Origin of the sequence: Agaribacter flavus, assembly GCF_042646125.1 — a bacterium.
GTDB lineage: Bacteria > Pseudomonadota > Gammaproteobacteria > Enterobacterales > Alteromonadaceae > Glaciecola > Glaciecola flavus.
On sequence record NZ_JBHRSW010000047.1, the window covers coordinates 57,847 to 84,092 of the forward strand.

At 44.0% G+C, this 26,246-nt stretch carries 19 protein-coding genes; 11 read left to right on the top strand and 8 right to left on the bottom strand.

The genetic code is table 11. The annotated features are described in order from the left end of the window. Positions 1 to 123: 123 nt before the first annotated feature. Positions 124 to 1,053 (top strand): M14 family metallopeptidase, encoded by a 930-nt coding sequence (locus ACFOHL_RS15940; protein ID WP_376921377.1) that lies wholly within the window; start codon positions 124 to 126, stop codon positions 1,051 to 1,053. Positions 1,054 to 1,062: 9 nt separating this feature from the next. On the opposite strand, the gene nrtS is transcribed toward ACFOHL_RS15940, so the two are convergent. Continuing rightward, positions 1,063 to 2,157, bottom strand: a complete 1,095-nt coding sequence (gene nrtS, locus ACFOHL_RS15945) for a nitrate/nitrite transporter NrtS (protein WP_376921231.1) — start codon at positions 2,155 to 2,157, stop codon at positions 1,063 to 1,065. Between the two features lie 261 nt (positions 2,158 to 2,418). Beyond that, the gene (locus ACFOHL_RS15950; protein WP_376921232.1) at positions 2,419 to 4,176 is read right to left on the bottom strand and encodes an ABC transporter substrate-binding protein; all 1,758 of its coding nucleotides are present in this window, start codon (positions 4,174 to 4,176) and stop codon (positions 2,419 to 2,421) included. Between the two features lie 327 nt (positions 4,177 to 4,503). Here ACFOHL_RS15950 and ACFOHL_RS15955 point away from each other — a divergent pair, with 327 nt between their 5' ends. From ACFOHL_RS15955 to ACFOHL_RS15980, 6 genes are read left to right on the top strand one after another with little or no spacing between them, the layout of a single operon-like run. Then, complete coding sequence (locus ACFOHL_RS15955; protein WP_376921233.1) at positions 4,504 to 5,763, top strand: efflux RND transporter periplasmic adaptor subunit; 1,260 nt, start codon at positions 4,504 to 4,506, stop codon at positions 5,761 to 5,763. Between the two features lie 35 nt (positions 5,764 to 5,798). After that, entirely contained in the window at positions 5,799 to 6,545 is a 747-nt protein-coding gene (locus ACFOHL_RS15960; RefSeq protein ID WP_376921234.1) for an ABC transporter ATP-binding protein, read from the top strand. A 2-nt stretch (positions 6,546 to 6,547) separates the two neighbouring features. Continuing rightward, positions 6,548 to 7,861 carry an ABC transporter permease gene (locus ACFOHL_RS15965; protein WP_376921235.1) on the top strand — a complete coding sequence of 438 codons (1,314 nt, stop codon included), beginning with the start codon at positions 6,548 to 6,550 and terminating at the stop codon, positions 7,859 to 7,861. 24 nt (positions 7,862 to 7,885) lie between these two features. Further along, positions 7,886 to 9,106, top strand: coding sequence for an FtsX-like permease family protein (locus tag ACFOHL_RS15970; protein WP_376921378.1), 1,221 nt, complete (start codon positions 7,886 to 7,888; stop codon positions 9,104 to 9,106). A gap of 22 nt (positions 9,107 to 9,128) precedes the next feature. Next, positions 9,129 to 10,487 carry a sigma-54-dependent transcriptional regulator gene (locus ACFOHL_RS15975; RefSeq protein WP_376921236.1) on the top strand — a complete coding sequence of 453 codons (1,359 nt, stop codon included), beginning with the start codon at positions 9,129 to 9,131 and terminating at the stop codon, positions 10,485 to 10,487. 11 nt (positions 10,488 to 10,498) lie between these two features. Next, positions 10,499 to 11,782: a sensor histidine kinase gene (locus ACFOHL_RS15980; protein WP_376921237.1), complete on the top strand. Its 1,284-nt coding sequence runs from the start codon at positions 10,499 to 10,501 to the stop codon at positions 11,780 to 11,782. Between the two features lie 5 nt (positions 11,783 to 11,787). On the opposite strand, the gene ACFOHL_RS15985 is transcribed toward ACFOHL_RS15980, so the two are convergent. After that, positions 11,788 to 12,966, bottom strand: coding sequence for a XylR family transcriptional regulator (locus ACFOHL_RS15985; protein WP_376921238.1), 1,179 nt, complete (start codon positions 12,964 to 12,966; stop codon positions 11,788 to 11,790). A gap of 158 nt (positions 12,967 to 13,124) precedes the next feature. Between ACFOHL_RS15985 and xylB the strand changes: the two genes are divergently transcribed. Continuing rightward, entirely contained in the window at positions 13,125 to 14,585 is a 1,461-nt protein-coding gene (gene xylB, locus ACFOHL_RS15990) for a xylulokinase (RefSeq protein WP_376921239.1), read from the top strand. Between the two features lie 74 nt (positions 14,586 to 14,659). Further along, positions 14,660 to 15,979, top strand: a complete 1,320-nt coding sequence (gene xylA, locus ACFOHL_RS15995; protein WP_376921240.1) for a xylose isomerase — start codon at positions 14,660 to 14,662, stop codon at positions 15,977 to 15,979. A gap of 44 nt (positions 15,980 to 16,023) precedes the next feature. Here xylA and purT read toward each other — a convergent pair whose 3' ends face one another. Next, positions 16,024 to 17,205: a formate-dependent phosphoribosylglycinamide formyltransferase gene (gene purT / locus ACFOHL_RS16000; protein ID WP_376921241.1), complete on the bottom strand. Its 1,182-nt coding sequence runs from the start codon at positions 17,203 to 17,205 to the stop codon at positions 16,024 to 16,026. A 215-nt stretch (positions 17,206 to 17,420) separates the two neighbouring features. Between purT and ACFOHL_RS16005 the strand changes: the two genes are divergently transcribed. Both ACFOHL_RS16005 and ACFOHL_RS16010 read left to right on the top strand, forming a co-directional pair. After that, a complete protein-coding gene (locus ACFOHL_RS16005) occupies positions 17,421 to 17,732 on the top strand; it encodes a hypothetical protein (protein ID WP_376921242.1) in 312 nt (103 codons plus the stop codon). A gap of 316 nt (positions 17,733 to 18,048) precedes the next feature. Next, positions 18,049 to 20,232, top strand: coding sequence for a prolyl oligopeptidase family serine peptidase (locus ACFOHL_RS16010; protein WP_376921243.1), 2,184 nt, complete (start codon positions 18,049 to 18,051; stop codon positions 20,230 to 20,232). A gap of 216 nt (positions 20,233 to 20,448) precedes the next feature. Here the strand turns inward: ACFOHL_RS16010 and ACFOHL_RS16015 are convergent, their stop codons facing one another. The 4 genes from ACFOHL_RS16015 to ACFOHL_RS16030 form a co-directional block, all read right to left on the bottom strand. Further along, positions 20,449 to 21,894, bottom strand: coding sequence for a YfcC family protein (locus ACFOHL_RS16015; RefSeq protein ID WP_376921244.1), 1,446 nt, complete (start codon positions 21,892 to 21,894; stop codon positions 20,449 to 20,451). 166 nt (positions 21,895 to 22,060) lie between these two features. Beyond that, positions 22,061 to 22,891 (bottom strand): spondin domain-containing protein, encoded by an 831-nt coding sequence (locus ACFOHL_RS16020; RefSeq protein ID WP_376921245.1) that lies wholly within the window; start codon positions 22,889 to 22,891, stop codon positions 22,061 to 22,063. Between the two features lie 221 nt (positions 22,892 to 23,112). Then, positions 23,113 to 25,551, bottom strand: coding sequence for an ABC transporter permease (locus tag ACFOHL_RS16025; RefSeq protein ID WP_376921246.1), 2,439 nt, complete (start codon positions 25,549 to 25,551; stop codon positions 23,113 to 23,115). After that, positions 25,544 to 26,239, bottom strand: coding sequence for an ABC transporter ATP-binding protein (locus tag ACFOHL_RS16030; protein WP_376921247.1), 696 nt, complete (start codon positions 26,237 to 26,239; stop codon positions 25,544 to 25,546). The genes ACFOHL_RS16025 and ACFOHL_RS16030 overlap by 8 nt, the downstream gene beginning before the upstream one ends. Between the last annotated feature and the right edge of the window lie 7 nt (positions 26,240 to 26,246).

Genomic DNA, 26,246 nt, shown 5'->3' on the forward strand with positions numbered 1-26,246 from the left:
TATATAGGCCAGTTTTAGTGTCTATTTTCGCCTCTATTCTTTGAAATAGAGGCTTTTTTATGCCTATCATGTAGTTCCTGTGTAAGGTCTACGCCTAGAGTGGATCAAAATAAACAATCGTATATGTCAAATACTCACTACCCCATTGGTCAAGCCGGTATAGCTTGGCAAAGTGCTGAAAGAAAAGCGTGGCTAGCGCAACAGAAAATAAAACGCTCGTATTTTGAGGAAGTAATGTGTCGGTTTGATGACGTACCGCCACAATTTAAGAAAATTAATTATGGCAATTTGCCTTATGATAAAGAGTTTGCTCAGCCACATGCTTACCCTTTGTTTGCGTTTGTGCCACAAAGCATCGACGGTAACAAGCCTTCGGTATTGATAAGTGGTGGCGTGCATGGTTACGAGACAAGCGGTGTTCAAGGCGCTTGTGAGTTTTTGATTCACCATGCTTCGCAATTTTTGGATGCGTTTAATGTTGTCGTTGCGCCATGCATCAGTCCTTGGGCTTATGAGACCATCAATCGCTGGAATCCTATGGCCTTAGATCCCAACCGTTCCTTTTATGCAAATAGTCCGGTACCGGAATGTTCGCAACTTATGGATTTTCTTAATGGTTTGGGACTTTCTTTTTTGGCACATATTGATTTGCATGAAACCACCGATACAGATGATTCAGAGTTTAGACCGGCCTTGGCTGCCCGAGATGGCATTACGCTCTCGAACTGGGGGATTCCAGACGGCTTTTATTTAGTTGCCGACAGTCGACAAGCTCAACCTGATTTTCAAGCGGCAATTATTGATGCCGTTTCGTCGGTGACTCACATTGCGCCAGCCGACGAAAAAGGCCAACTTATTGGTTCAGATGCGCACCAGCATGGCGTAATTTGTTATGACAAAAAAGGGTTGAATTTATGCGGTGGTATTACTGATGCTTCTTTTGTGACGACAACGGAAGTGTATCCAGATAGCCTAAATGCCACCCCCGAAATTTGCATTGCAGCACAAGTCGCGGCGCTAGATGGCGCGTTAAATTATCTAATGAAAGTGTAGCTAGCCTAGCTATTTTTTCTTTTCAGTTTCCAGCGCCTTTAAGGCTTGTTCAGCTTCGTTTAATATCGATTGCCCAACCCCGATGTTTTTGGCTGAGCCCTCTATTGCTGCTAGTGCGCCTTCTTCGATAATACCAAGTCGTTCGACAATTTCTTCAACTTCGATAATTTGCATACGGGCTTTTTCTTGAATGTCATCAACATGGGCTTCAAAGTCTTCGATTGTTTGTTGCAGCGTTTTCGTGACTGCCTCTAGCCCTTTTTCACTTTCACTGGTTTCATTCAGTGTCGATTGCAAGTTATGGGAAAATTTTTCTGCCTCGTCTCTAATGTGGCTTTCCATTTTTGCTAAGTTACTGACTTGTTGACTAATCGCTGCGGCGTTTACACCTGATTCAATGGCGAGCTTTTTTACTTCGTCGGCGACAACAGAAAATCCTCGCCCCATTTCCCCTGCTCGAGCAGACTCGATTGCCGCATTTAAAGCCAGTAAGTTAGTGCTCGCTGATATATCCGAAATTGTGTCTGTCATTGCAGATATTTTACTAAATTCGGTGTTAAATTGTTGCGTGGTTTCGGACATTGAGCGTGTCCACGCTTCAGCCTGATAAACGATTGCAATTAACTTACTTACCCTTTCACTTAACGCCTGATATGAGGTATCGAGAGTCGATACGTGTTGACTACTTGAGCGATTCATTGCGTCAATTTCGTTGGCATTGTCTTTAATACTTTGTGCTTTGGATTTTGACTCTGACACCATGTGCGCGCGTTCTTTTGAGGCTTTATTTACATTTTTTGCAACGCTCGATACCGTTGTACCCAAGTCAGTCAAGGCTTCGAGATGCGCGGATAGCTGATGCTGTATTTGCGAATACAACTCAGCTTGTGCGGCGGCTTTTGTATGAGCTGCTTGGGCTTGCTTTTTTGCGTTTTTCAATCGCCCGTATTGATATACACAGAAGGGCACTAAATAGGTGAGTAATAATGAGATAAGGTTTATCGGCGAATCGCCAACTATTCCATTCCATTGATTTATGAGAGTAAGGATTGAACCAATAACAAGTGCGGTTTTTAAACCGCCCCACCAATCTATCTTTTGCAAAGTTGATTCCTTTTGACTGCGCTCGTAATCTAGACAAAAGTCTACAGCATCCACAAATCATACCGTAGGCACTGGATAAGCTCTAGCGGTTTTAATAGATAAGACCGTTTTTATCTCTGTAGGATTATATTGGGAAAGTCGCCCTCTGTTGTCGCAAAACCACAGCGAGTATATCCATATACGCTTTCATTTTTCATCCGTGAAAAATAAATTTTGCGACAACAGAGGGCAACTTTCCCAGTACAATCCCACCGTGCGTTTTTATTTGCCCGGCAATACTCGACTGGTGAGTGAGGTAATGAGCATGGGGCCAAACCAACCGCCAACGAAGCCATACAAAACACCGTTAATGATGTTCCAGTCTGAAGCGGTAAATGGCAAAACAGAATACTGAATATAAGTGGATACAAAGGCGACAGCTAATCCGGTTACACCGCCCTCAAACAATAGCTCCAAGCGATAGGCCCAAGTCATTTTAGTTATTTTTTGCTTCATAAACACGGCTAAAAATGCCGCGCACAGACAAATCAGATAGAACGGTGAAAAACTGACTTTGTATTCGGCAAATTTGGGAAAGCTAGCGGTAGTGGAATAAACTTCGTAGTTACCGGGGGTATAGACATGAAAAGTGACTTCTTGCTTTTGGCCATCTTTTGTATTGAGTATACGCCGTTGTTGCACCGTTTTATTGCCTTTACGCAGCTGAATATCGACAGTATTGTTCTCTAGGCCATGTGCTATGAACGTAGTTTTAATCGGGGATTCCAGATAATTGAATTCTGTTTCGCTGTTGTAAAACTCTATCCACGCTAAATTTTCTTTGTCATTCGCCAGCGATGCAAAGCTGGCGGCGATGCCATATATCGGGAATTCGAAGACATCAGACATGTTACCATCGTTGAAACTCACCATTTTTGGAGGTTGCAGGGAATTGAACTCACCTATTTCGAGTTGCTGACGAATTTGTTCGCGTAAATTACCTAAATCACCAAGCGAGTCGGTGTTATCTATTGCGCGTCGTAGTGCTTCTGGAACAATAAATCGAGCAGCTTGATACGTCGTTGGAAATAGTGACTTTTCTAAATTTTTGGCTTGTTCTTGCAAACGTTCTAATTCGGGTTTTAAGCGGCTATTTTGTGACAAATCAAACTGCATTTCTCCGACAGTGACAAGAGAAGGCGGGCTATGGCGGAGCAATTCAAACGATGAACCAACTGTATATATGCTGTGTGCCAGCGGGTGCTCAGCGGCAATACTGGTAATTTCCTTAATTGCTCTTATCACCCGATCGCTTGTGCCCAAAATAAAAAAGTTGTGGTGTACATCATTGTTTAAGAGTGCTTCTCGCAGAGCGGGGGACAAGACTTTTTGACTTGAGTCACTACTGATATTAAGGGTTTCCAATTCTACGGCGCCATTTACCATTTCCCGTAGGTCTTCTACTAAGCCTAAGCCATATTTGGAATCGCCGTGCAATACAAACCAGCGATAGTTCTGGTTTGCGACGGTTTGGCGATCGACATAGTGCCAGAGTTTTTGAATACGAATGCGATCATAACCGTTTGCACGAAAAAACCATGGACTTCGCTCATCGTTCAATGAGGTCGCTGATGCGAGAGTAGCGATAATGGGCACTTCTACACCGCCTTTGAGCACGGACTTTACGCAACCGCTAGAGACGGGACCAATAATCGCGACGACATTGTCTTGATCAACTAATTCTTTGGCTTGTTCATGGCAATATTCGTCGCTCTCCCTTGACTCGGTATCTTTCATGACTAAGTTGATTTCGTAAATGCCTTTGTTGGTCACGAGTTTTTGTTGCGTGCTCAGCGCGGTGCGTATCCATAGCTCATGCGCTTCGCCTGCGTCTCGGGAGCCACCCAGTATGGGTGACATTACGCCGATGTTAATCGTGTTGACGGTTTGAGAATAAGCTTTACCGACTAAGAAGAAATAGAAGCAAAAAACCAGAAGGTATCTGCTGATTATTTTTTTACTGGCAATGTGGTTACTCACAGTAGCCCCCTATTGATTTGTGTCCTAAATACAACAAAGGCCAACATGCAAGTTAATAAACCTAACATGATACCTGTTTACTTTCTAGACACTTTTTATTGCACATCAACATGTAGTGGGAACATGGCGACAAAAAGTGTCCGCATAGGACACTTTTATGTCCGCGGACACTTTTCGTGTAGGCATGAAATGAGATTAATTAATAATATCAATGGCTTATGTGTGGCATGGTTTTGGCTTTGTTAGAGTAGTGACTTATCGTAGTGATTTACCGCTCTCACATAGCAGTATGTAGACATTGAGAATATTTTGCCAAGGCTGATTGACATGATTAAAGATACCAGTGCACAAGATGTGGAAATACCCAGCCAAGGTATATCCAAGCGAAAACTAGGCATCGGCTTTGCCGTTCTGCTTGTCGTCGCGTTTGCGGCGAATGCAATTATTACGCAACCGAAGGCAAATATGTCGGTGGATCGTTTGACTGTGCAAATAGCCGCGTTGGAACGCGGTGAACTTATCCGTGATGTGAGTGCTAACGGTCGAATAGTGGCTGCAAATGCGCCGCAAGTTTATGCCCCTGAACAGGGTTTTGTAAATTTGTTAGTTAAAGCAGGCGATCAAGTGCAAAAAGGGCAATCCGTGGCTGTGGTGGACAGTCCAGAACTTGAAAACCAGCTAAAGCAACAACGTTCCGAGTTAAATCGACTACAAGGTGAACTAGCACGTCAAGAGCTAGATGCCAGACGACAAACCTTGCAATTGACCAAACAAATGGACTTAGCCTCAGTCGACTTAGATGCAGCAGAACGAGAGAACCGCCGTGCACAGGCGAGCATTGTGGACAACTTAATTAGTCAGATAGATTTAGAAAAAGCGGTCGACGACCTTGCGCGTGCAAAACTCAATTTCAAGCACGCTAAACAAGAAGTAGAGTTGGCCAAAGATACCTTGGCTTTCGAATTAGAGAGTGCGAGAAGTACGGTTTCTACCCAAGCACTAGTGGTAGAAGAGTTAGAGCGAAAAATTAATGAGCTAACGATACTGGCTTCGGTTGATGGCGTGGTTGGGAATTTGCTGGTACAGCCTCGTGCACTTGTGACCAAAAATGCTGCATTAATGACTTTGGTTGATTTAAGTGCCTATGAGGCTGAACTTGATGTTGCTGAAAGCTACGCGAACGAGTTGAGTGTAGGGTTGCCTGTCGAGATCAGAATAGGCAACGAACGCATCATAGGGCGCTTAGCGTCCATCTCTCCTGAAGTGACGAATAGAGAAGTGACTACTCGCGTGCGTTTTGAGCAGGAGGATGTGCCCAATATTCGGCAAAACCAACAAATCACGGGTCGCGTGTTACTTGAAAACAAAGGTAATGTGCTCAAAGTGCGAAGAGGAAGCTTTATGCAAACGGGTGGACACGTTGCCTACAAAATTGAAGACAATATCGCCAGTCGCGTCGAAATAAGCTTGGGTGCTTCGAGCATGAGAGAGGTTGAAGTCCTCAGTGGCCTCAACGAAAACGACCAAATCATCATATCCAATTACGAACAATTTGAAGAAGCAGATACTGTTTTGCTCAGAGACTAATTAAGCCATTTACGAATCAATAAGGACAAGAAGCTATGTTGACGATGAATAACATAAGTAAAGTTTACCAAACAGAAAAAGTACAAACTCATGCGTTAAGAGATTTTAACTTGGAGGTCAATGAAGGCGAGTTTATTGCAGTTACCGGTCCATCGGGTTCTGGAAAAACTACATTCTTGAACATTGCCGGTATGCTAGAGCCCTTTAGTAGTGGTGAATTTATTCTAGACGGTGTCAATGTTGGCAAGCTCAACGACAATCAACGAGCGGATTTAAGAAATCAAAAAATTGGTTTTATTTTTCAGGGTTTTAATCTTATTCCAGATCTAAATTTATTCGAAAACGTCGAAGTGCCTTTGCGATATCGCGGAGTGAAGGCATCTGAGCGCAAGCGACGGATCGAAGCGTGTTTAGAAAAAGTGGGCCTAGCCAGCCGAGCCAAACATTTACCCCAACAGCTCTCTGGCGGGCAGCAACAGCGGGTGGCGATTGCAAGAGCGCTCGCCGGTGAACCCAGCTTTTTGTTAGCGGACGAACCCACCGGTAACCTTGATAGCTTAATGGCGCGCCAAGTCATGGAATTACTTGAAGAAATAAATCGCAATGGTTCTACAATCATCATGGTCACGCACGACCCTGAGCTGGCTCGTCGCGCCCCTCGAAATATTCAAGTCGTCGACGGTCAAATTGCCGACTTCACACTTTATCAACACAAAGCCCCTCAGCGCTTTGAACAAGAAAGCCCGACAACCACGGCCGACGCATCAGGCATGGAGGTGTAAACATGTTTCTTCACTACCTTGATTTAAGCTGGCGTAGCTTCAAGCGCACACCCATGGTGACTATCTTGATGGTATTGGCGATTGCCACTGGAATCGGGATCACCATGACGAGTTTATCTGTTTATCACATGATGGCGATGGATCCGATGCCGCACAAAAGTAGCAAGTTGTTTCACCCACAGTTAAACACCAGCGATGAAGGCCCACAGTGGTGGACAGAAGACAACTTGCCTCATCAAATGACCTACAAAGACGCGATGAATCTCTACCGCGCTGAAATACCTAGGATTAAGACACCTTCCATGAGAACGGGTTTTTCTGTGAATTTAAATTCACCCGAGGTTAAGCCATTTATTGAAAGCGTGAGAATGACGGGACGCGTATTTTTCAACATGTTTGAATTTTCATTTATTCACGGTTCTAGTTGGAGTGCAGATCAAGAAGACAGGGCTGCTTATGTGACCGTTATAAGTCGCTCAATGAGTGAGCGCCTATATGGCACGAGCGACTCAGTTGGTAGGGACGTATATTTTGATGACCATGTATTTAAGATTGTGGGCGTCTACGAAGATTTTGACTATCACGTAAAATTTTATGATTTGACCAATGGTGCGTTTAATCGAGCAGAAAATGCCGTGATCCCTATCACCTTAATCCCTGTGCTTAAAGCCCAGACTTGGGGAAACTCAAATGGTTGGAAGTATGAGGAGATTAACTCATTTGAAGACGAGCTGAATTCAGAATTGGTGTGGTTACAATTTTGGGCGCAATTAGATACGCCCGAAGAAGAGGCTGAATATCGTGCGTTTTTAACTGACTACTTAAGGGAGCAGGGCACCCTCGGGCGCTTTGAGCGGGAGGAAGTCAAATTTGCTCTCAGAAATCTAACTGAATGGATGGAATACAATAAGGTGGTCACCGAGGACAACCGTATTTTAGTCAGTGCCAGCTTTATGTTTTTGGTGGTCTGTTTGGCCAATATTTTGGGTTTGCTATTAGGCAAATTTTTGCGTCGTGTGCCTGAAGTAGGAGTGCGTAGGGCTCTAGGCGCAAGCAAGCGACAGGTTTTTTTCCAGCACTTGGTTGAGGTGGGTTTATTAGGCTTCATCGGTGGTGTGATTGGAATAGGTATTGCGCAGCTGGGTTTGTGGGGGGTGAGGGCGACTTATAGTTATTACAGTGCTCTAGCCACGATGGATGTTTCGATGTTGTTGGCGGCACCGTCTATTGCTATTGGGGCTTGCCTTATTGCAGGTATGTACCCTGCTTGGCTAGTGTGCCGAACGAATCCCGCCATTTGCTTAAAAACACAATAGGAGAGCCTTCATATGTACAGCGCTATATCGGAAATAAAGCCTATTTTAAGTGCACTTAGACGCGCTAAGGTAGGGGCAATACTATTAATGATCCAAATTACCATTACCACCGCTATTATCAGCAACGCCGCTTTTATCATTTATGATCGCGCCACGTATCTCAATCAAGAAACTGGGTACGCTGAAGAGGAGGTTTTCTCTTTTGCCATTACTACCTTTGGTAAGGACATTGATTTGTCTACCTTGTTTGAAGAGACAGAGGACATGATTCGCGCTATTCCGGGTGTGGTCGATGCCGCCATTATGGCTGCTGTGCCTTTGTCTGGAAGTGGTTCTGCAGGCGGTTTCAATACCTTGCCGCAGGAAGCTCAGCAAGATTCGACGGAAAATCGCAATGTCAGAGCGGCTTATACAACGGGGGACGAGCACGTTTTCAATACCTTGGGTATCGATGTGTCGGAAGGACGAGTTTTTCGCCCAGAAGACGTTATCGTAACAAATGACCCACAAAACTTGGCGTCGGTTGCTGTCGTCAGTCGCACGTTTGCGGAAGAATTATTCCCCGATGAAAGTGCGATTGGCAAAGTGTTTTATTCTGGTAATACGGGTGTTGAAATTATCGGCATTGTTGACAAAATGAAAGGTCCTTGGTTACGAGATACACGTCCAGACAACCTTGTTATTTTTCCTCGTGTGGAAGCTCGTGCGTATCAAAAAGTAGCAGTCAGAACCGCAGTTGGCGATAGAGCGGCGGTAATGAAATCAATCGAAGATGCGATATTGGCACAATATGACAAGCGCGTGGTGATCAATATGCTTGGTATGGATGAATCGAAAGCACAATACAATGCTTCTGATTTACTGATGTTAAGGATGTTACTTGTACTGATTGTGGTGTTGGTGCTCATTACCGCTTTAGGCATTTTTGGTATGACCGTATTCAATATCAATAAACGTACCCGTCAAATTGGTACTCGTCGCGCACTGGGTGCGCGTAAATCGGCAATTGTTAAGTACTTTTTAGTCGAAAACGGTATCATTTGCAGTCTCGGGTTGGTGTTTGGCGCGACGGGAGCCTATTACTTGGGGTGGGTGTTGTTTAGTGAATATTCATTGCCAGAGCTGAATAATCTGTATATCTTGGTGACTGCAGTTGCGGTCTTGCTAGTCAGTCTTCTGTCTGTCGTGTTACCTGCAAAACGCGCAGCCAATTTATCGCCAAGTATTGCGACAAGATCAATATAATTGTTGTAACAAAAAGTGCAGTATGGACAAAATTTTAATCGTCGATGATACCCCCGCAGTGCTTCAAGCCTTGTCTTTAGTCTTAGAGATCCATGGCTATGAAGTGATTACAACGCATTCGCCGGAACAAGCTGTGTCGTTAGTCAATCAACTGCGGGTTGCACTGGTTATTCAAGATATGAATTTTACCAAAGACACCACTTCGGGCGAGGAAGGACGGAGTCTTTTTTATCAATTGCGCGACTTAAATCGCCACCTCCCGATTATATTAATTACCGCTTGGACAGACCTCGCGCAAGCAGTGGAACTAGTGAAAGCAGGGGCGGTTGACTACATTGAAAAGCCTTGGAATGACCAAAAGCTTATCAATACCGTGTCAAACTTGATTGACCTAGGCAAAGCCAAGACGGAGTCAGAGCGCTACAAGCGCCATAGTGAGAATCTCAAGGATAGTAAAGAGGTGGCGAGCAGTGTCGGCTTAGTCTATGCGAGCAGCGCCATGCAGAGAATTGTAGACATGTCTATCCAACTTGCAAAATCCGACGTATCTGTGTTGATCACCGGACCCAATGGCGCGGGTAAAGAGAAAATTGCCGAGTTGATCCATGCGCAATCTGCACTTGCCAATCAAGCCTTCATTAAACTCAATTGTGCTGCCCTGCCTGCTGACTTGATTGAAGCAGAGTTATTTGGTGCCGAAGCTGGAGCATACACAGGGGCAAATAAGACGCGTATTGGACGCTTTGAAGCAGCCAATGGCGGTACACTTTTTTTGGATGAAATTGGCAATCTTTCATACGAAGGGCAGACCAAGTTACTCCGTGTGTTACAAACCGGCGAATTTGAGCGCCTTGGTTCGGTCAATACGCAAAAAACCCAAGTAAGAGTCATCAGTGCAACAAACGCAAACCTGATGGCTGATATTGCCGAGGGTAAGTTTAGAGAAGACTTGTATTACAGGCTCAATGTGATTGAGTTACCGATCCCACCCTTGTCCGAGCGTCAGGATGACATCATTCCTTTGGTGATGCATTTTTTACCACAACGCACACTCAGCTTCGACGCAGAAAAACGCTTAATATCCCATAGTTGGCCCGGCAATGTGCGTGAGTTAGAAAACGCTTGCAAACGGGTGAGCGTATTTAAGCCCGAGGGTATTATCGAAGCCAGTGATTTTGCACTAAACGATAAAACCAGTGTGACCGCTATGTCATCAGAAGCGTCCGTGAATATCACTAAAACTGCGGTTGAACCCAGTCGAGCCGACATTGAAAGTGCGATGCGCGAACACAGCGGGGTGATTGCAAGAGTCGCTAGGCAGTTTGGTATGAGTCGCCAAGCCTTGTACAGACGCCTGAATAAATTGGGCATTGAATACTAATGCGATTGAGCATGCTGCATCGATTGTATCTTTGTGTGGTTTTGATTGCTCTGTGTGCGGCTATCCCGCTGTTTTGGTTCGCAAATCTGTCTCTTCACCATATTGCTTTAGTGGGTTTTGCCATTGTCTTGGGGAGTTTGATTGTAGCGCGTTACTTGTTGGCAGATTTTAGAACAGGGATTGAAGCCTTAGAATTAGGTATGTTGAATATGAAGGATGGTGAGTTTTCTACAAGTCTTTCTTATCACAAAAATGATGAATTTGGTAAGCTTTGTGAGTTATACAACGAAACGGTAGAGCATCTTCGCACTGAAAAGCACTGGTTATACCAAAGAGAGTTGTTATTAGATAAAGTGACGCAAAGTTCGCCAGATGTGCTGTTTCTGACTGATAGCCAAGGCATTTTGGTATTCAGTAATATTGCGGCACGCGATTTTTTTGCTAGCAAAGTGAGTTTAGAAGGTAGTCGACTCGATGACTTAGTGGACGGTGCGCCTTTGGGTTTTGAGAGTATAGTGGACAAGGGTACGGAAGGATTATTTACACTGACCCCAAAACAACAAGAAAGCCAAACTTGGCATATTTCCAAAGGAAATTTTTCGCTAAATAACCACCCCCACACGCTTTTCATACTGAAACAAATGACGCGCGAGCTTAGCCGTCAGGAAGTGGCGGTGTGGAAGAAAGTGATACGAGTGATAAGCCATGAGCTGAACAATTCGTTGGGCCCTATTTCCTCCATGATCCACAGCGGTAAACTGCTCACAGAGCATGTAGACGATACTCGTTTAGAACGTGTGTTTTCGACAATAGATGAGCGCATTAAACATCTTAGCGAATTTGTACAGGGCTATGGAAAGTTCGCCAAACTACCCGAACCAAATATTAGAAAATTGGATTGGCAATCATTTGTTCAACAGCTTGCTGAGCAATGGTACTTCAGATTTGATACTGCCTTTAACACTGATGTTCAAGCCGATCCAATACAATTGGAACAGCTGCTAATAAATTTGCTTAAAAATGCACATGAATCAGGTGGAGACGACAAAGAAGTAAGTATTCACTGTCATAAAAACAATAAACAAACAGTTATTGAAGTGTCTGATCGGGGAAAGGGGATGTCGGAAGAAGTACTGAGCAGTGCCTTGATACCTTTTTATTCAACCAAATCATCTGGAACAGGACTGGGACTCGCCTTGTGTCGCGAAATTATGGACGCGCATCATGGGCACATTGCGCTTCAAAATCGCGCAAACGGCGGTTTAACCGTGCGTTTGGTGTTCCCCGATTTTTAATGGGACTAGGCTTCGGTTTCTTCTGACTGCGCGCGAAATTCGACTGGGGTTTTACCAAAATGTTTTTTAAATACCGCGTACATGTATTGTACCGAAGGGTAACCGGCGGTTTCTGCAATGACATTTGCACCCATCGTTGAATTCTTTAGTAGGTTGACCGCTTTTTCCAATTTCAGCGTGTGTAGCTCGTGGTGAATGCTGTGCCCAACGGAAGACTTGAACCTGTTTTCTAAATTTGAACGGGATATGCCAACAAAATCAACCACTTGTTCAACCTTTATACCCCTGAATACATTTTGTTTAATAAAGTGCATGGCAAGCATCACGTTAGGATCTTTTAAACTTTGAAAATTTGAAGACTCGCGCTCTTCAATCCCAATTGGCGGCATCATAATGCGCTTGGGAGGAAGGTGAGGGTTTTCTAGGCGTCGGTGGAGTAACTTGGCGGCTTCTATCCCCATATTAAAACTTCCCTGTTTTACCGAACTAAGACCCGTGCGACACAAATGGCGGGTAACTTCATCGTCGTCAATACCCACTATTGCGACCTGATGTGGTACGAGTTTTTCTAGTTGTTCACAGGCTTGGAATAAGTGACGTGCACGTGAATCTGAAACCGAAATAATTCCCACCGGATTGGCCAAACTAGACAACCAATCCGTCAATCGGTTCATCGTGTACTGCCACGTGTCGGCGCGGGTCAAGTGACCCTGATACAAGGAGTATGCATAACCGTCCCGCTTGCACAATTGTATAAAGGCGTTTTCTCGCTCTTTTGCCCAACGGAAGTTCGGATCTTCGGGTAAACCATAAAAAGCAAAATTTTCTATACCTTTGCTCTTAAGATGCTCATAGGCTTGGTTTACTAGAGCTTGATTGTCTGTCGCTACATAGCAAACGTTTGGGTAGTCATCACTATTCTGATATGACCCACCCACACCGATGACTGGCACGTCTATATGGGTAAGTGCAGCCTCAATTTTCGGATCATCAAAGTCAGCAATAATACCGTTTCCACGCCATTGCGAAATAGAAGGAAGACGCGTCAAAAAGTCTTCTTCTAAATACAAATCCCAGTTGACTTGTGTGGATTGTAAGTAGTGGCCGACACCTTCAATAATTTGGCGGTCATACACTTTATTTGCATTAAACAATAAGGTAATTGAATGACGATCTTTAAACATAAGTCTAACTTACTATATTTATTAATGTATACATAATGTAACAAAAAAAAATAACGATGACATCATCAAATTTTAAAAATATGTTACAAAAATTCATAATTGTTGTTTATTAACAATTAATCAAGGATTAAAAAAAGACTTTTATCAGAGCAAGATACATGTACGTTGGATTGGACTTAGGCACCTCAGGTTTAAAGGCCGTGCTAATGAACGAGGAAGGCGACATCTTATCATCCAAAGACTATGCCTATCCAGTGCAACAGCCAAAACCCTTGTGGTCCGAACAAGTGCCAGAAGATTGGTGGAATGCCTGCCAATTAGCATTTGATGATTTATATGAAGCGCAGTTGTTAAAAAACGTAAAGGGCATTGGCATTGGTGGCCAAATGCATGGTGCTGTGCTCCTCGGTGAAGAAGGCGATGTTTTAAGGCCGGCTATTTTATGGAACGACGGGCGAAGCTGGAAAGCCTGTGAAGCACTTGAACAGCAGGTAAAAAATAGTCGAGATATCACGGGGAATCTGATGATGCCAGGGTTTACAGCGCCCAAACTGCTGTGGATCCAAGAAAACGAACCCGAAATATTTTCGAAAATACACAAAGTTTTACTGCCTAAAGATTACTTACGATACAAGCTAAGTGGGTCGTACTTTTCTGAAATGTCTGATGCTGCGGGCACCATGTGGCTCGATACGAAGAACCGAGCTTGGCATAAGGGCTTATTAAACGCGTGTGGCTTAACGCTGTCTCATATGCCTGAGCTAGTCGAAGGCTCGGATGTTGCAGGTCAGCTACTGCCAGGCTTAGCGGAGCGTTGGGAAATAAATAGAGTCCCTTTGGCTGGTGGCGCGGGCGACAATGCTTGCGCTGCAGTGGGAATGGGTATAGTTGAAGCTGGGCAATCGATGCTGTCTCTAGGTACCTCGGGCGTAATATTTTCAGTCAGTCCTGCATTTCAACAAAACTGTGAAGAGGCTCTGCATAGTTTTTGTCATGCCTTACCTGATAAGTGGCATTTAATGTCCGTTCATCTGAGTGCGGCAAGCTGTGTACAGTGGTTTGCTGATGCGGTTGCTCACACTAAGGTCAGTGATATTTTTGATGAAACTGGGCTATCTAAGGTGGATGTTAGTCGTGCACCGGTATTTTTGCCCTATTTGAGCGGAGAGCGAACACCTTTAAACAATGCATTTGCCGTGGGTAATTTTTTTGGTTTAACCGTAAATACTCGTCAGATTGACATGCTCTATGCAATTTTAGAGGGGGTGGCCTTTGCGTTTAAAGATGGCCTTGCAGCGATGCAAAATGCCGGTCATCCAGTAAGAGAACTCGATGTGCTTGGTGGAGGAGCAAGGAGTCCATTTTGGCGAGATTTACTCGCTTCGGTATTGGATTGCAATGTCTTGTATCGCGCCGGAGCCGAGGTCGCTGCAGGCTTAGGTGCTGCGCGCTTGGCGAAATTGGCGGTTGAGGAAAACGCATGCCTGTCCGAAGTGTGCCGTAGCGCTGAATTAATTTCGACACACCAACCCAATAGCGAGCGTCAGGCGCTTTTAATGAATAGGTATAGCAAATTTACTGCGCTTAAAACCGCTTTATTGCCTTTTTTTAAAGAATAAAACAATTTTTGTGCCGAAAGTGGTTCTTTATTTCGGCCTACATGATTCAACAAATATTTTTCAAGGAGCACACAATGACAGCCTACTTTCCCAATGTGAAAAAGGTGCAGTACGAAGGAGCGTCAAGCCTTAATCCTTTGGCTTTTCGCCACTACAACGCTGAGCAACAAATACTCGGCAAATCAATGGCAGAACATTTGCGTTTTGCCGCTTGCTACTGGCATAACTTCTGCTGGGATGGTGCAGACATATTCGGCCAGCCGACCTTTAGTCGCCCTTGGTTGGCAGGTGAAAATGACATGCAGTCAGCAAAGGCAAAAGCAGACGTTGCCTTTGAGTTTTTTGAAAAGCTGAGTGTGCCGTATTATTGCTTTCACGATACCGATGTTGCGCCTCAAGGCAACAGTATCAGTGAATATATCAGCAATTTTAGCGAAATGGTTGATGTGCTAGAAGCCAAACAAGAAGCAACGGGTGTGAAGCTATTGTGGGGAACCGCGAACTTGTTTAGTCATCCGCGTTATGCAGCGGGGGCAGCAACCAGTCCCGATCCAGAAATATTCAGTTATGGTGCCACCCAAGTTTATCATGCAATGAATGCAACTAAGCATTTGGGTGGAGAAAACTACGTTTTGTGGGGCGGTCGAGAAGGCTATGAAACCTTATTAAATACTGATCTTCGTCAAGAGCGCAAACAGTTTGGCCGTTTTATGCAAATGGTTGTTGAGCACAAGTACAAAATCGGTTTTAAAGGGACGCTGTTGATTGAACCCAAACCGCAAGAGCCTACAAAACACCAGTACGACTATGATTCTGCAACAGTGTACGGTTTTTTGAAGCAGTTCGGCTTGGAAAATGAATTTAAAGTAAATATTGAAGCGAATCACGCAACACTTGCTGGTCATTCATTCCATCACGAAATTGCGACTGCGGTGTCACTTGGTATTTTTGGTAGTGTGGATGCCAATAGAGGTGATGCCCAAAATGGCTGGGATACCGACCAGTTTCCAATGGATGTCAGTGAGCTGACATTGATCATGTACGAAATACTTAAATCGGGAGGCTTTACAAGCGGTGGTTTCAATTTTGACACCAAGCTTCGTAGACAAAGTACCGCACCAGACGATATGTTGTTGGCCCACATCGGTGGTATGGACGCCTTGGCTTTGGCCTTGAAAAAAGCCGCGAAATTAATTGAAAACGACTTTTTAGCGGAAAAAACCAAACAACGTTATCGCGGTTGGAACACGGATCTAGGTAAACAAATAAAAGGTGGTCAATTTACACTAGAAGGCCTAGCTGACCACGCCACATTGGAAAACTTTTCACCCAAAATAGAGTCTGGTCAGCAAGAGTATTTAGAAAACCAATTGAATGGTGTTTTATTTGATTAAAATAGTAAAGGTGCGCACGGGCACCTTTGCTATCGTTTTTAAGCCTATAAATCTACACTGACCTTGTCGCATACTCCTTGTGCCATTTCGATGGCTCGGTCAGTGTTTTCCGCCCTAGCTAAACACACTCCCATTCTGCGTCGCCCGCTAACGAGCGGTTTTCCAAACAGACGAATATCAGTATTGGCTAGCTGCAAAGCTACATGCAGATTACCAAACGTAGCTTGTGTTGATTCGCCTTCAACCAGTAAAGCAACCGATGCAGAAGCGCCATGAAAATGGATATTTGGTACTGGCAACCCTAAGAATGCGCGGGCGTGCAAAGCAAACTCAGAGAGATCTTGAGAGATTAAAGTGACCATACCCGTGTCGTGTGGCCTTGGTGATACTTCACTGAAATATACCTCGTCACCTTTGATGAACAGTTCTACGCCAAATAGCCCCATACCACCCAGCGCTTGCGTTACTTTATGGGCGACGTCCTTCGCTCGTTTGATTGCTAGCTCACTCATGGCTTGCGGTTGCCAAGATTCGCGATAATCGCCGTCTTCTTGTCGATGCCCGATGGGTTCACAAAAGCTTGTCCCATTAATATGCCTAATGGTTAGTAAGGTAATTTCGTACTCGAACGGGATAAATGATTCGATGATTACTTTACCCGCACCCGCACGGCCACCTTCTTGCGCATATTGCCAAGCGTATTCCATGTCACTTGCTGATTTCAGCATGGATTGGCCTTTTCCAGAAGAGCTCATGATGGGTTTTACAATGCAAGGAAAACCAATTTTTTCAATACCGGCAGAAAACGCTTCAAAAGTATCGGCAAATACGTAGTCAGATGTCGGTAGTTTTAACTCTTCTGCCACTAAGCGACGAATACCTTCGCGATTCATCGTCAAGTGGGCGGCTTTTGCGGTAGGTACGACCGTATAACCTTGTTGCTCTAATTCTAATAGTTTTGATGTGGCGATGGCTTCTATTTCGGGCACGATAAAATCGGGTTTTTCTGCCTCGATAATTTTGGTAAGTGCCTCACCGTCAAGCATAGAAAGCGTGTAACTGCGATCAGCAACTTGCATCGCGGGAGCACAATCGTATCTGTCTAAGGCGACAACTTCGCAGCCCAATCGTTTGAGTTCAATTGCAACTTCTTTACCTAGCTCACCCGAGCCGAGCAAAACGACCTTTGTTGCAGAACTAGAAAAAGGTGTACCTAAAGATGACATGTAATTTCCTTTGAGTGGCTGCCATTGAAAATTGGCGAATGGCACGCGTATTTTTGCCGCTAAAAATAGACCATTACCTGCTTAAAATCAAAGGCTAATGCTTGAGAACATGTTTCATATACTCAGATTATTTAACTTTAAGTGAGAGAAAGGTCTAAGTAAGGGCACTTAACATCCATGAACACTCCTTATTACTACTGCGTGATATTTGTCGCATGAACAAGTCTGAACTGATAGCGGTAATTGCAATAGGCTGTTGCAACACTAATATCGAAAACACTTCGTATGAACCAATTGTAGAGCCCATGCACGCAAAGCATATAGTGCAAACTACCCAAACTGAAAAAAAAGCCCTTATGCCCACGTTGCTGGCGCCAGATGGCGTTAGTTATGTGAAAAACCAAGCAAGGACTGAAACGCTAGCTTTGCAGTCAACTACAATTTTCTATTTTTCAGACGGACAAAAAGCTCGTCACGCACAGCAAGAAAATCGTACCTCTCACACCCTGAATACATCGATTGAATAACAAACACGATTGGGTTCTATTTTAAAACCTGCTCTATTGTTGTCATAAAACCGCCGCTGAATAACAAGTTATACCCATTATTGCCATTTGCGCTGAACAAACTAATTTATTAGAGTTTAAGGTCTGTCGATCGAAGGTGTGCAATAGGCTCTAATGACTGTATATGCACGAGCAAACTTGACAGTACAAAACGACACGACAATAAAAAAATAGCAATAATAAATTTACGGCGGGAATATACCGCACTGATAATAAATAGAAGCTTGGGACAAAATTCATTCAAATTTTGTGCGAGTAAATACAGGCAGAAACCATCATGAAAACCAAACAAGGTATTTCGATATCTCTATTAACCATTTCTTTAATTGGACTATCTTCTCTCAGCGCTTGTCACAAACAGACAGCGGAACAAGCTGAGAAAGTCACGCAGGCGACGATGAGCAAAACAAATATTATTTACCCTCCCACCGCAAAAGGCACAGTAGTCGATACGTATTTTGGCACCGATGTTGCCGATCCATATCGCTGGTTAGAAGATGACCGTAGCTCGGAAACAGAAGCTTGGGTCAAAATACAAAATGAAGTAACTCAGCGCTTTCTGAAAACTATTCCTTATCGAGATCAGATTGCAAAAAAGATAAAGAACATTATCAACTATGAGCGAGTTTCTGCGCCTTTTAAAGAGGGCGAGTACACGTATTTCTATAAAAATGATGGCTTACAGAATCAAAGTGTCGTGTACCGACAAAAAGACGCGGGTGAAGCGGAAGTTTTTATCGACCCGAACAAATTTAGCGAAGATGGCACGGTATCGTTAGCGGGTATGTCTTTTAGTGAAGATGGCAGTAAAGTTGCCTACATGACTTCTACAGGTGGAAGTGACTGGCGAGAAGTCTTTGTCATGGATACGACGAGTTTTGAATTCCTAAGTGAAACACTCGTAGATGTTAAATTTAGTGGCTTGTCATGGTACAAAAATGAAGGGTTTTACTATTCGAGCTATGACAAACCTGATGGCTCTGAACTAAGTGAGAAAACCGATCAACATAAGTTGTATTACCATCAAGTAGGCACGCCACAATCAACCGATATCAAAGTATTTGGTCACAGTGATGCGGAAAAGCATCGATACATCGGCGCTCAAGTTAGTGAAGACAACCGATACTTGTTTGTGTCTGCGGCAAATTCGACGTCGGGCAATAGAGCGTATATAAAAGATCTATCCGCAAGTGAAGCTGAGTGGATAACGGTAAAAGAAAGTATTGAATCTGACGTTTATATGCTCAGTAGCATGGGTGATGATATTTTTCTCGTCACGAATGAAAACGCGCCCAACTCAAAGATAGTCAAAGCAAACATAGCCAAGCCCGACGTGAGTGAATGGCAAGATCTAATTCCCGAAACTGACAATGTGCTAAGCCCTAGTACAGCAGGCGGGTATATTTTTGCAGAATATATGGTTGATGCAGTATCAAAGGTATATCAGTACTCACTTACTGGAGAAAAGATCAGAGAGATCGCGCTCCCCGGCGTCGGCGCTGCAGGTTCGTTTGGTGGTAAAACAAATGAGTCGACAACCTACTATACCTTTGCAAATTATGTGACGCCTACAAGCATTTATAAATTGGATATTGCCTCGGGCGAAACCCTTCTTTTCAATCAACCTGAGATAGATTTTGATGGCACTGAATACCTGTCTAAACAAGTGTTTTACACCTCAAAAGACGGCACCAAAGTACCGATGATCATTACCTATCACAAAGACACACAGTTAGATGGACAGAATCCCACCATTCTCTATGGTTATGGCGGTTTTAATATTAGTTTAACGCCTCGTTTTAGCTCAGTCACAGCCGCTTGGTTGCAGCTTGGAGGGATATACGCGGTGCCCAATATACGCGGGGGCGGTGAATATGGTAAAGCATGGCACAAAGCAGGGACGCAGTTGCAAAAACAAAATGTATTTGATGACTTTATCGCCGCTGCAGAATACTTAATTGACAACAAGTATACGAGTAGTGATTTTCTTGCTCTGCAAGGCGGATCAAATGGCGGTTTGTTAGTGGGTGCCGTCATGACTCAAAGACCCGACTTGGCTAAAGTTGCCTTACCTGCGGTGGGGGTTTTGGATATGCTGCGTTACCATACATTTACTGCTGGTGCGGGATGGGCGTATGACTATGGCACCTCTGAGCAAAGTGAAGAAATGTTTAAGTATTTACGAAACTATTCTCCTGTTCATGCTGTAAAACCAGGCGTCGCGTATCCCGCGACTTTAATTACGACTGCTGATCACGACGATCGTGTTGTACCTGCCCATTCGTTTAAGTTTGCAGCAACCTTGCAATCCGCTCAAGCGGGCGAGTTACCAACTTTGATTCGCATCGAAACCGATGCCGGTCATGGCGCAGGCACACCTATCAGTAAAACAATTGAGCAATATGCGGATATCTATGGTTTTACATTGTTTAACATGGGTGTGACGAAAATAGCGAACTAAATCGAGAAAAGTACCGTGTATGCAGGCAGCGATTCCATTAGGCCGCGACCTACCAAGTAGACTAAAAACCGCTGCAAGTATGTCCATATACGCTTTGGTTTCTCATTCATGAAAAACAAATTTTGATTCTACTTGGTAGGTCGCGGCTCGGTAGAATCATATCCTGCGCTATCAACAGCACCTTTGTGGTGCTTCCGATAAATGTAACATTGGCAGCTAAGATTGCTCTATTACAACTACTTCACTCGGGACATGTGCCTTTACTTGTGGCTGAACATCACTACCGAAGTCGAACACTACCGCACCCACAAGTACGATAGCTGCCGCTAAGGATAACTTGAGCATCAGCGGGAAACAAAACTTAAACCATAAGTGATAGGGTACACCTGCCATACCAATAATGCCCATTAATACCGCATTGGTGGGAACGATCATGTTAGAAAACCCATCACCAAATTGATACGCCAAAACCGCAATTTGTCTATTTACACCAATAATATCGCCTACCGGCACCATTAAAGGCATCGTGACGTAAGCTTGACCACTTCCAGATGGGATGAATAAATTTAACAAAGTCTGCATGATAAACATGCCAACCGCGGCGGCTTCCGCCCCTAAGTAAGACAAGGGAATCGACATGCCGTGAACCAAACTGTGTAGGATCTGCCCATCTTCCATAATCAATGCAATGCCTCTGGCGATACCGATAAGAATAGCGGTGGTCGCGAGATCTTGTACGCCTTCAATGAATTTGTTGGCGGCAACATTTGCACTTAGCTGACCGACGATTACGGTAAATATTCCCCAAATAATGAATACTGCGCCCAATTGATATAGGTACCAACCGTGTTGAGATATCCCCCATACTGCAATACCGATAGCGAATACCAAACCAAATAAAATCAATTTGTGGCGAGAGTTCAAGCTTGGGTAATCAGCGTTATTGCTGTTGTCTAAGGGACAGGGTAAACCTTTTGTATAAGAGCGACCGGGATCGAGTTGTACCATTTTTGCGTAACGCCACACATGATGAAAACCAATCAATACAAAAGGTAAGATTAAAGCTATTCTTAATTCAATCCCTGAATAGAGAGGTAAGTCAGCAATTTGCTGCGCTATCATGACAGTAAAAGGATTAAAGGCGGATACACCGTAACCAATACCATAGCCTACAACCACCATACCAACGGCGGTCATTGCATCTAAACGCATAGCTTTGCACAAACCCACTAATATCAATACGAAAGGGATGTACTCACCGGCTGTACCGATGGCACCTGATGCCAGAGCAAAACAAAAAATGACCATAAAGACCAGCATATAAGGGCGTGTGCCAAAGCGTTCGAGTAAATTGCCAATCAGCGCATCAACCGTACCGGTTGCCCTTGCGATAGCGAGTACACCACCAACAATGAAGACAAAAAAGATCACATCTTGCGCCGCCGCTAATGCTCTAGGGATGGCGACAAAAAAGTCCATAGGCGTGAGGCGAATTTGTGTTTCTGCGGTTGTATAAGTGTTTGGCACCACCGCTTGTCTACCGTTTTCTAGGGTGACGGTTTCGAAAAAACCTTGTGGAACGAGCCAAGTAGCCACATAGGCCAACAACATCATGGCAAGGAGTAATACGAGTGTGTGAGGAACCTTAAATTTTTCTGTCATGTTTTTATTTTTATGCGTTAAGAAACTTCTACCGCCAGTCTACTAAATCTTGTAGAAGGTAAGCAATGAATAAAGCCAGATGAGGGTATCTTGAGTGAAAACGACGTCGATAGTACTGCTGTTTCTGTCAACGTCGCCAACGGGATAGTTCCGCCGGAATAGATTTTTAAGCTTTGCGTCTCACTGCAATGCCCGCAATAGCTAAAGCAAATAGAGCTATTGCACTTGGTGCAGAGACTTCAGCCGTGATTTCTTCAATCGTGATTGTGGCAACATCAAATGCATCTGGGTTAGATAAAAAGTCAATTAAGCTTGCATCCAATACACGGCCGTTTGCCAAGGTTAAGCCGGCAAACGCGGCGAGAGATTCTGCTGCTCGAATACTTGTCGAGGTGTCAGCCGGGCTATCTGTCGCTGTATTGCCTGGGATAAAGGGTGCAGCGTCAACATCTAATGCCTCTGTACCTGCATCCCATAAATCGGCACCCGTCACCGCAATCACTCTGTCACCTAGGTAATTGCCCGCGGCGTCAAATAGCTGAATAGCGTCATCACGACCAAAAAACGTGTCATTTGATGGCAAGATCATAGACAAAAAAGTAAAGAACATATTACTTGCTGGGTCGGTGATATTAATATCTAACGAGCCTGATTCGCCACCAAATAACGGTCGCATACCCGCGTCAGGAAAGATGACACCGCCAAGTGAGCTCGGATCTACAGTTAGTCTCTCACCCGCAATTGGCATGGCTTGTCCAAGCTCTGCTAAAGCTTCTAGGCCAGCAGAAGCTGTACCGCCAACATCAAATGCGTCAAAAGATGCGCCGTGAAACGCCGTGTATAAAGGTGTAAAAGCCAAGCCATTAGCTTGTGCGTTATTGGTTACCGTTACTCTGAGCATCGTTGCATTGGCGAATGTGCTTATGCTAAATAATACAGCGATAACTAAGCCGCTCAACACAGACCGCGAACGGACTCGTGATGTTAAAACGTTCATTTCCTTTTCCTTGTAATAATAGTCAAAATTCAATGGGTAGGGGGAGTTTGACTGTTATGCGTCAAACTTCATCATGGTAGTTGAAATTTTCGGAAAGGTTATCACAGCGCTTTTTCTAAGCTTAGAAAAAGCGCTACATTAACGGTAAAAAGTCATAAAAATCATAAGGATGATTAAAAGTTAACAAATTTGTAACTTTTTTATCACGGCGATTGCCTTGTTCACTCCGCACGTAAGTTGTGTACTGGCGTAGACATAGCGGCATGTGCTGCATGTAAAGCTATGATAAGCCAAGCGAGTAGGAGTGGCATCAGTCCAGCCACTATAAATATGCCAAGATTCAAGTCTATTCGCTGGGAAAATTGCTGTAACCAATGTTCCATTGAAATATAGGCCAAGGGCCAAGCAAATAGGTTTGCTATTAGCACCAATATAGAGAATTCACGAGTCAATAGCGTAATGATATTGAGCACGGATGCGCCCATTACTTTGCGAATGCCAATTTCTTTTCGTCTGCGTTCGGTCGTAAACGCGGCAAGGCCAAATAATCCCATTGAGGCCACAGTAATTGCCAAGCCACTAAAAAACAAAAAGACAGTGGCTTGTTTTTCTTCCTGCCTGTACATGTCGTCAAAGTTTTCATCAAGTGAGCTTCGGTTGTTTATTCTATTTGGCATCAGCTCAGAAAATATCTTATCAATATGAAATAAAGCGGCATCGCGTTGATCAGGTGCGTATCGAATGCTCAGTTGGCGCTCTTCATATTTCACCAAGTGATAAATTTGCGATTGGCTATCTTCGCGCACCGAACCAAAGTGAATATCTTCTACGACGCCAACGATCTTATAGTTCGTGTAACCAGGCGCAAATGGAATTTTGATAAATTTGCCAACAGCTTGCTCTGGCGAATAACCTAAATCGTTGGCGGCACTTCGACTAACAATGGCAAACCCGCTTCCGACCAAGTTATCTTGCGTCGGGATTTGAACAAAAGTATCACCTAGTTCTTCCGAAAAATATCTCCCAGCAATGAGTTTGATTTTGTAGTGGGGATGAAAGTGATAGCTAACATTGAGAGTCGGAATACTAACCATGTTTTCCGCAACGATATTCTGGTCTTCTCTGACATAAGACCAAATATCTTGCAAAGGCGAAGTGAGCAATTGCTGCGCACCGGCAACAGAAGTGATGGCGGGATGACTAAGTAATTGTTCGCGAAACGTATTGTATAAAATATGTCGATTAGGGTAAGCCTGCGTTTGGAACAAAGGGATCGTTATATTGTTCGCTCTGTCATAACCGGGATCGGCATTGCGAGCAAAATCGACTTGCTTAATCACCACAATAGTGGCGACGATTAGGGTAATGGATATTGCAAATTGTAAAACCACGAGTACTTTTCGAATATTTGTGGTGCCTTTGCCCTGAATAGCTAAACCTTTCAGCACCTGCTGTGGCTTAAAATGGGTGAGGTAAAATGCAGGGTAACTCCCAGCAAAAATGCCCACAATAAGCGTTGCTACTAATATACCGGAGAGACTTTCATAGCTGTACAAATTTACGTCGCTCATGTTCCGTTCGATAAAATGTGCAAAGTAGGGCAAGCTGATTTCTACAATGGCATTTGCGATCAGCATGGCGATGGCGGTAATGAGTGTGGATTCAACCAAGAACTGAACTGAGAGTTGTGAACGGCTCGCACCGAGTGCTTTGCGCACACCTACTTCTTTCGCCCGTTGCGTGCCTCTGGCCGTACTCAAGTTCATGAAGTTAATGCAGGCAATGAGCAAAATTACGATGGCTATTAGCGAAAAACTGTAAACGATTATATAGCTTCCGTTTGTTCCAATTTCGTAGGATAAGTTTGAATGGAGGTGGATGTCGGTCACGGCTTGCAATCGAATAGATTGATCTTCTGTCACGTTTTCACCAAACGAATCCATCAGCGCAGGAAATTTTGACTGTAACAACGCCGGATCGGTGCCCGCTTTTAGGCGCAAGTACAGATACGAATAGTTGACATCCCAATTTTTAAATTCGTCGGGCACCCAGTTTCGCATTGTTTCGTAGGCGATCAGTAGACTAAACTGCATATGCGTATTATGCGGCTGGTCAGCAAGCACCGCGGTCACCTCAAATGGCGTCTGGCCGAACAAATATAAGTATTGTCCAATGGGGTTTTCGCTGCCAAATAGGGTGTTGGCGAGTGATTTACTTAGTACTAAGGTATTCGCTCGATCAAGTGCGCCCTCTCTTGCTCCAGATATAACTTCAAAATTAAAGGTATCAAAAATATCACTGTCGGCCATCAGCATGTCCGTCACTTCTACGACCTTATCGTCTCGACCGAGGGTCATGTCAAAACCTGAACCCATGAGCGAGATTGATTCGATATACTGACTGAATTCTGCCTCAATTGCGTCTTTAAATGGAGGCGCAATAAGCGCTATGTGTAAGTCTTCATTGTCATAGTGTCGGGTCACACGGTAGATATTTTCGGCATCATCATAATATTTGTCGAAGGTATTCTCGTGACGTACAAACAGTAAAATCAAAAAGCAAATAGACAAACCCAGCGCCAAGCCAAGTATGTTGATGATGCTAAACAACTTGTTGACAAGGATATTCTGTATAGCAATTTGTAGGTAACTTTTAAACATGTGCGAGACCCACCTTGCTTGAATCTTGTGAGACCACTTGTCCATCGAACAGGTGAATGATTCTGTCGGCGTATTCAGCGTGATAAGGAGAGTGTGTTACCATCATAATTGTGGTGCCAGCTTTGTTCAGTTCGCTAAGCAATTGCATGACATCATCCCCGTTTTTAGAATCTAAGTTTCCGGTTGGTTCATCTGCCATTATCACTTTTGGTGAGGTACTAATCGCTCTCGCAATGGCTACACGCTGTTGCTGACCACCTGAGAGTTGTTGAGGCATATGTGTGGCGCGATGGCTAATGTTTAGTTGTTCCAACACTTCTTCAACGCGATCTTTGCGGTTTTTGGCACTTAAGCCTTGATACAAAAGCGGCAATTCAACATTGTCTGCGACTGACAATTCATCAATAAGATTGAAGCTTTGAAAAATGAATCCCACTTTTCCTTTTCGTTGTTGAGCAAGCTGACGTTCAGACATGCCGTGAATAGCTTCTCCATTAAAGTAGTATTCTCCAGAGCTGGGTGAATCTAACATGCCAAGTGTATTTAAGAGCGTAGACTTACCACAGCCTGAAGGCCCCATAATCGAAATAAACTCACCCTCATCGATATGAATATTGATATTGTTTAAGGCTTTGGTTTCGATATCTTTGGTGCAGTAAATTTTATTGATATTCTGTAGTCGGATCATAATTTGC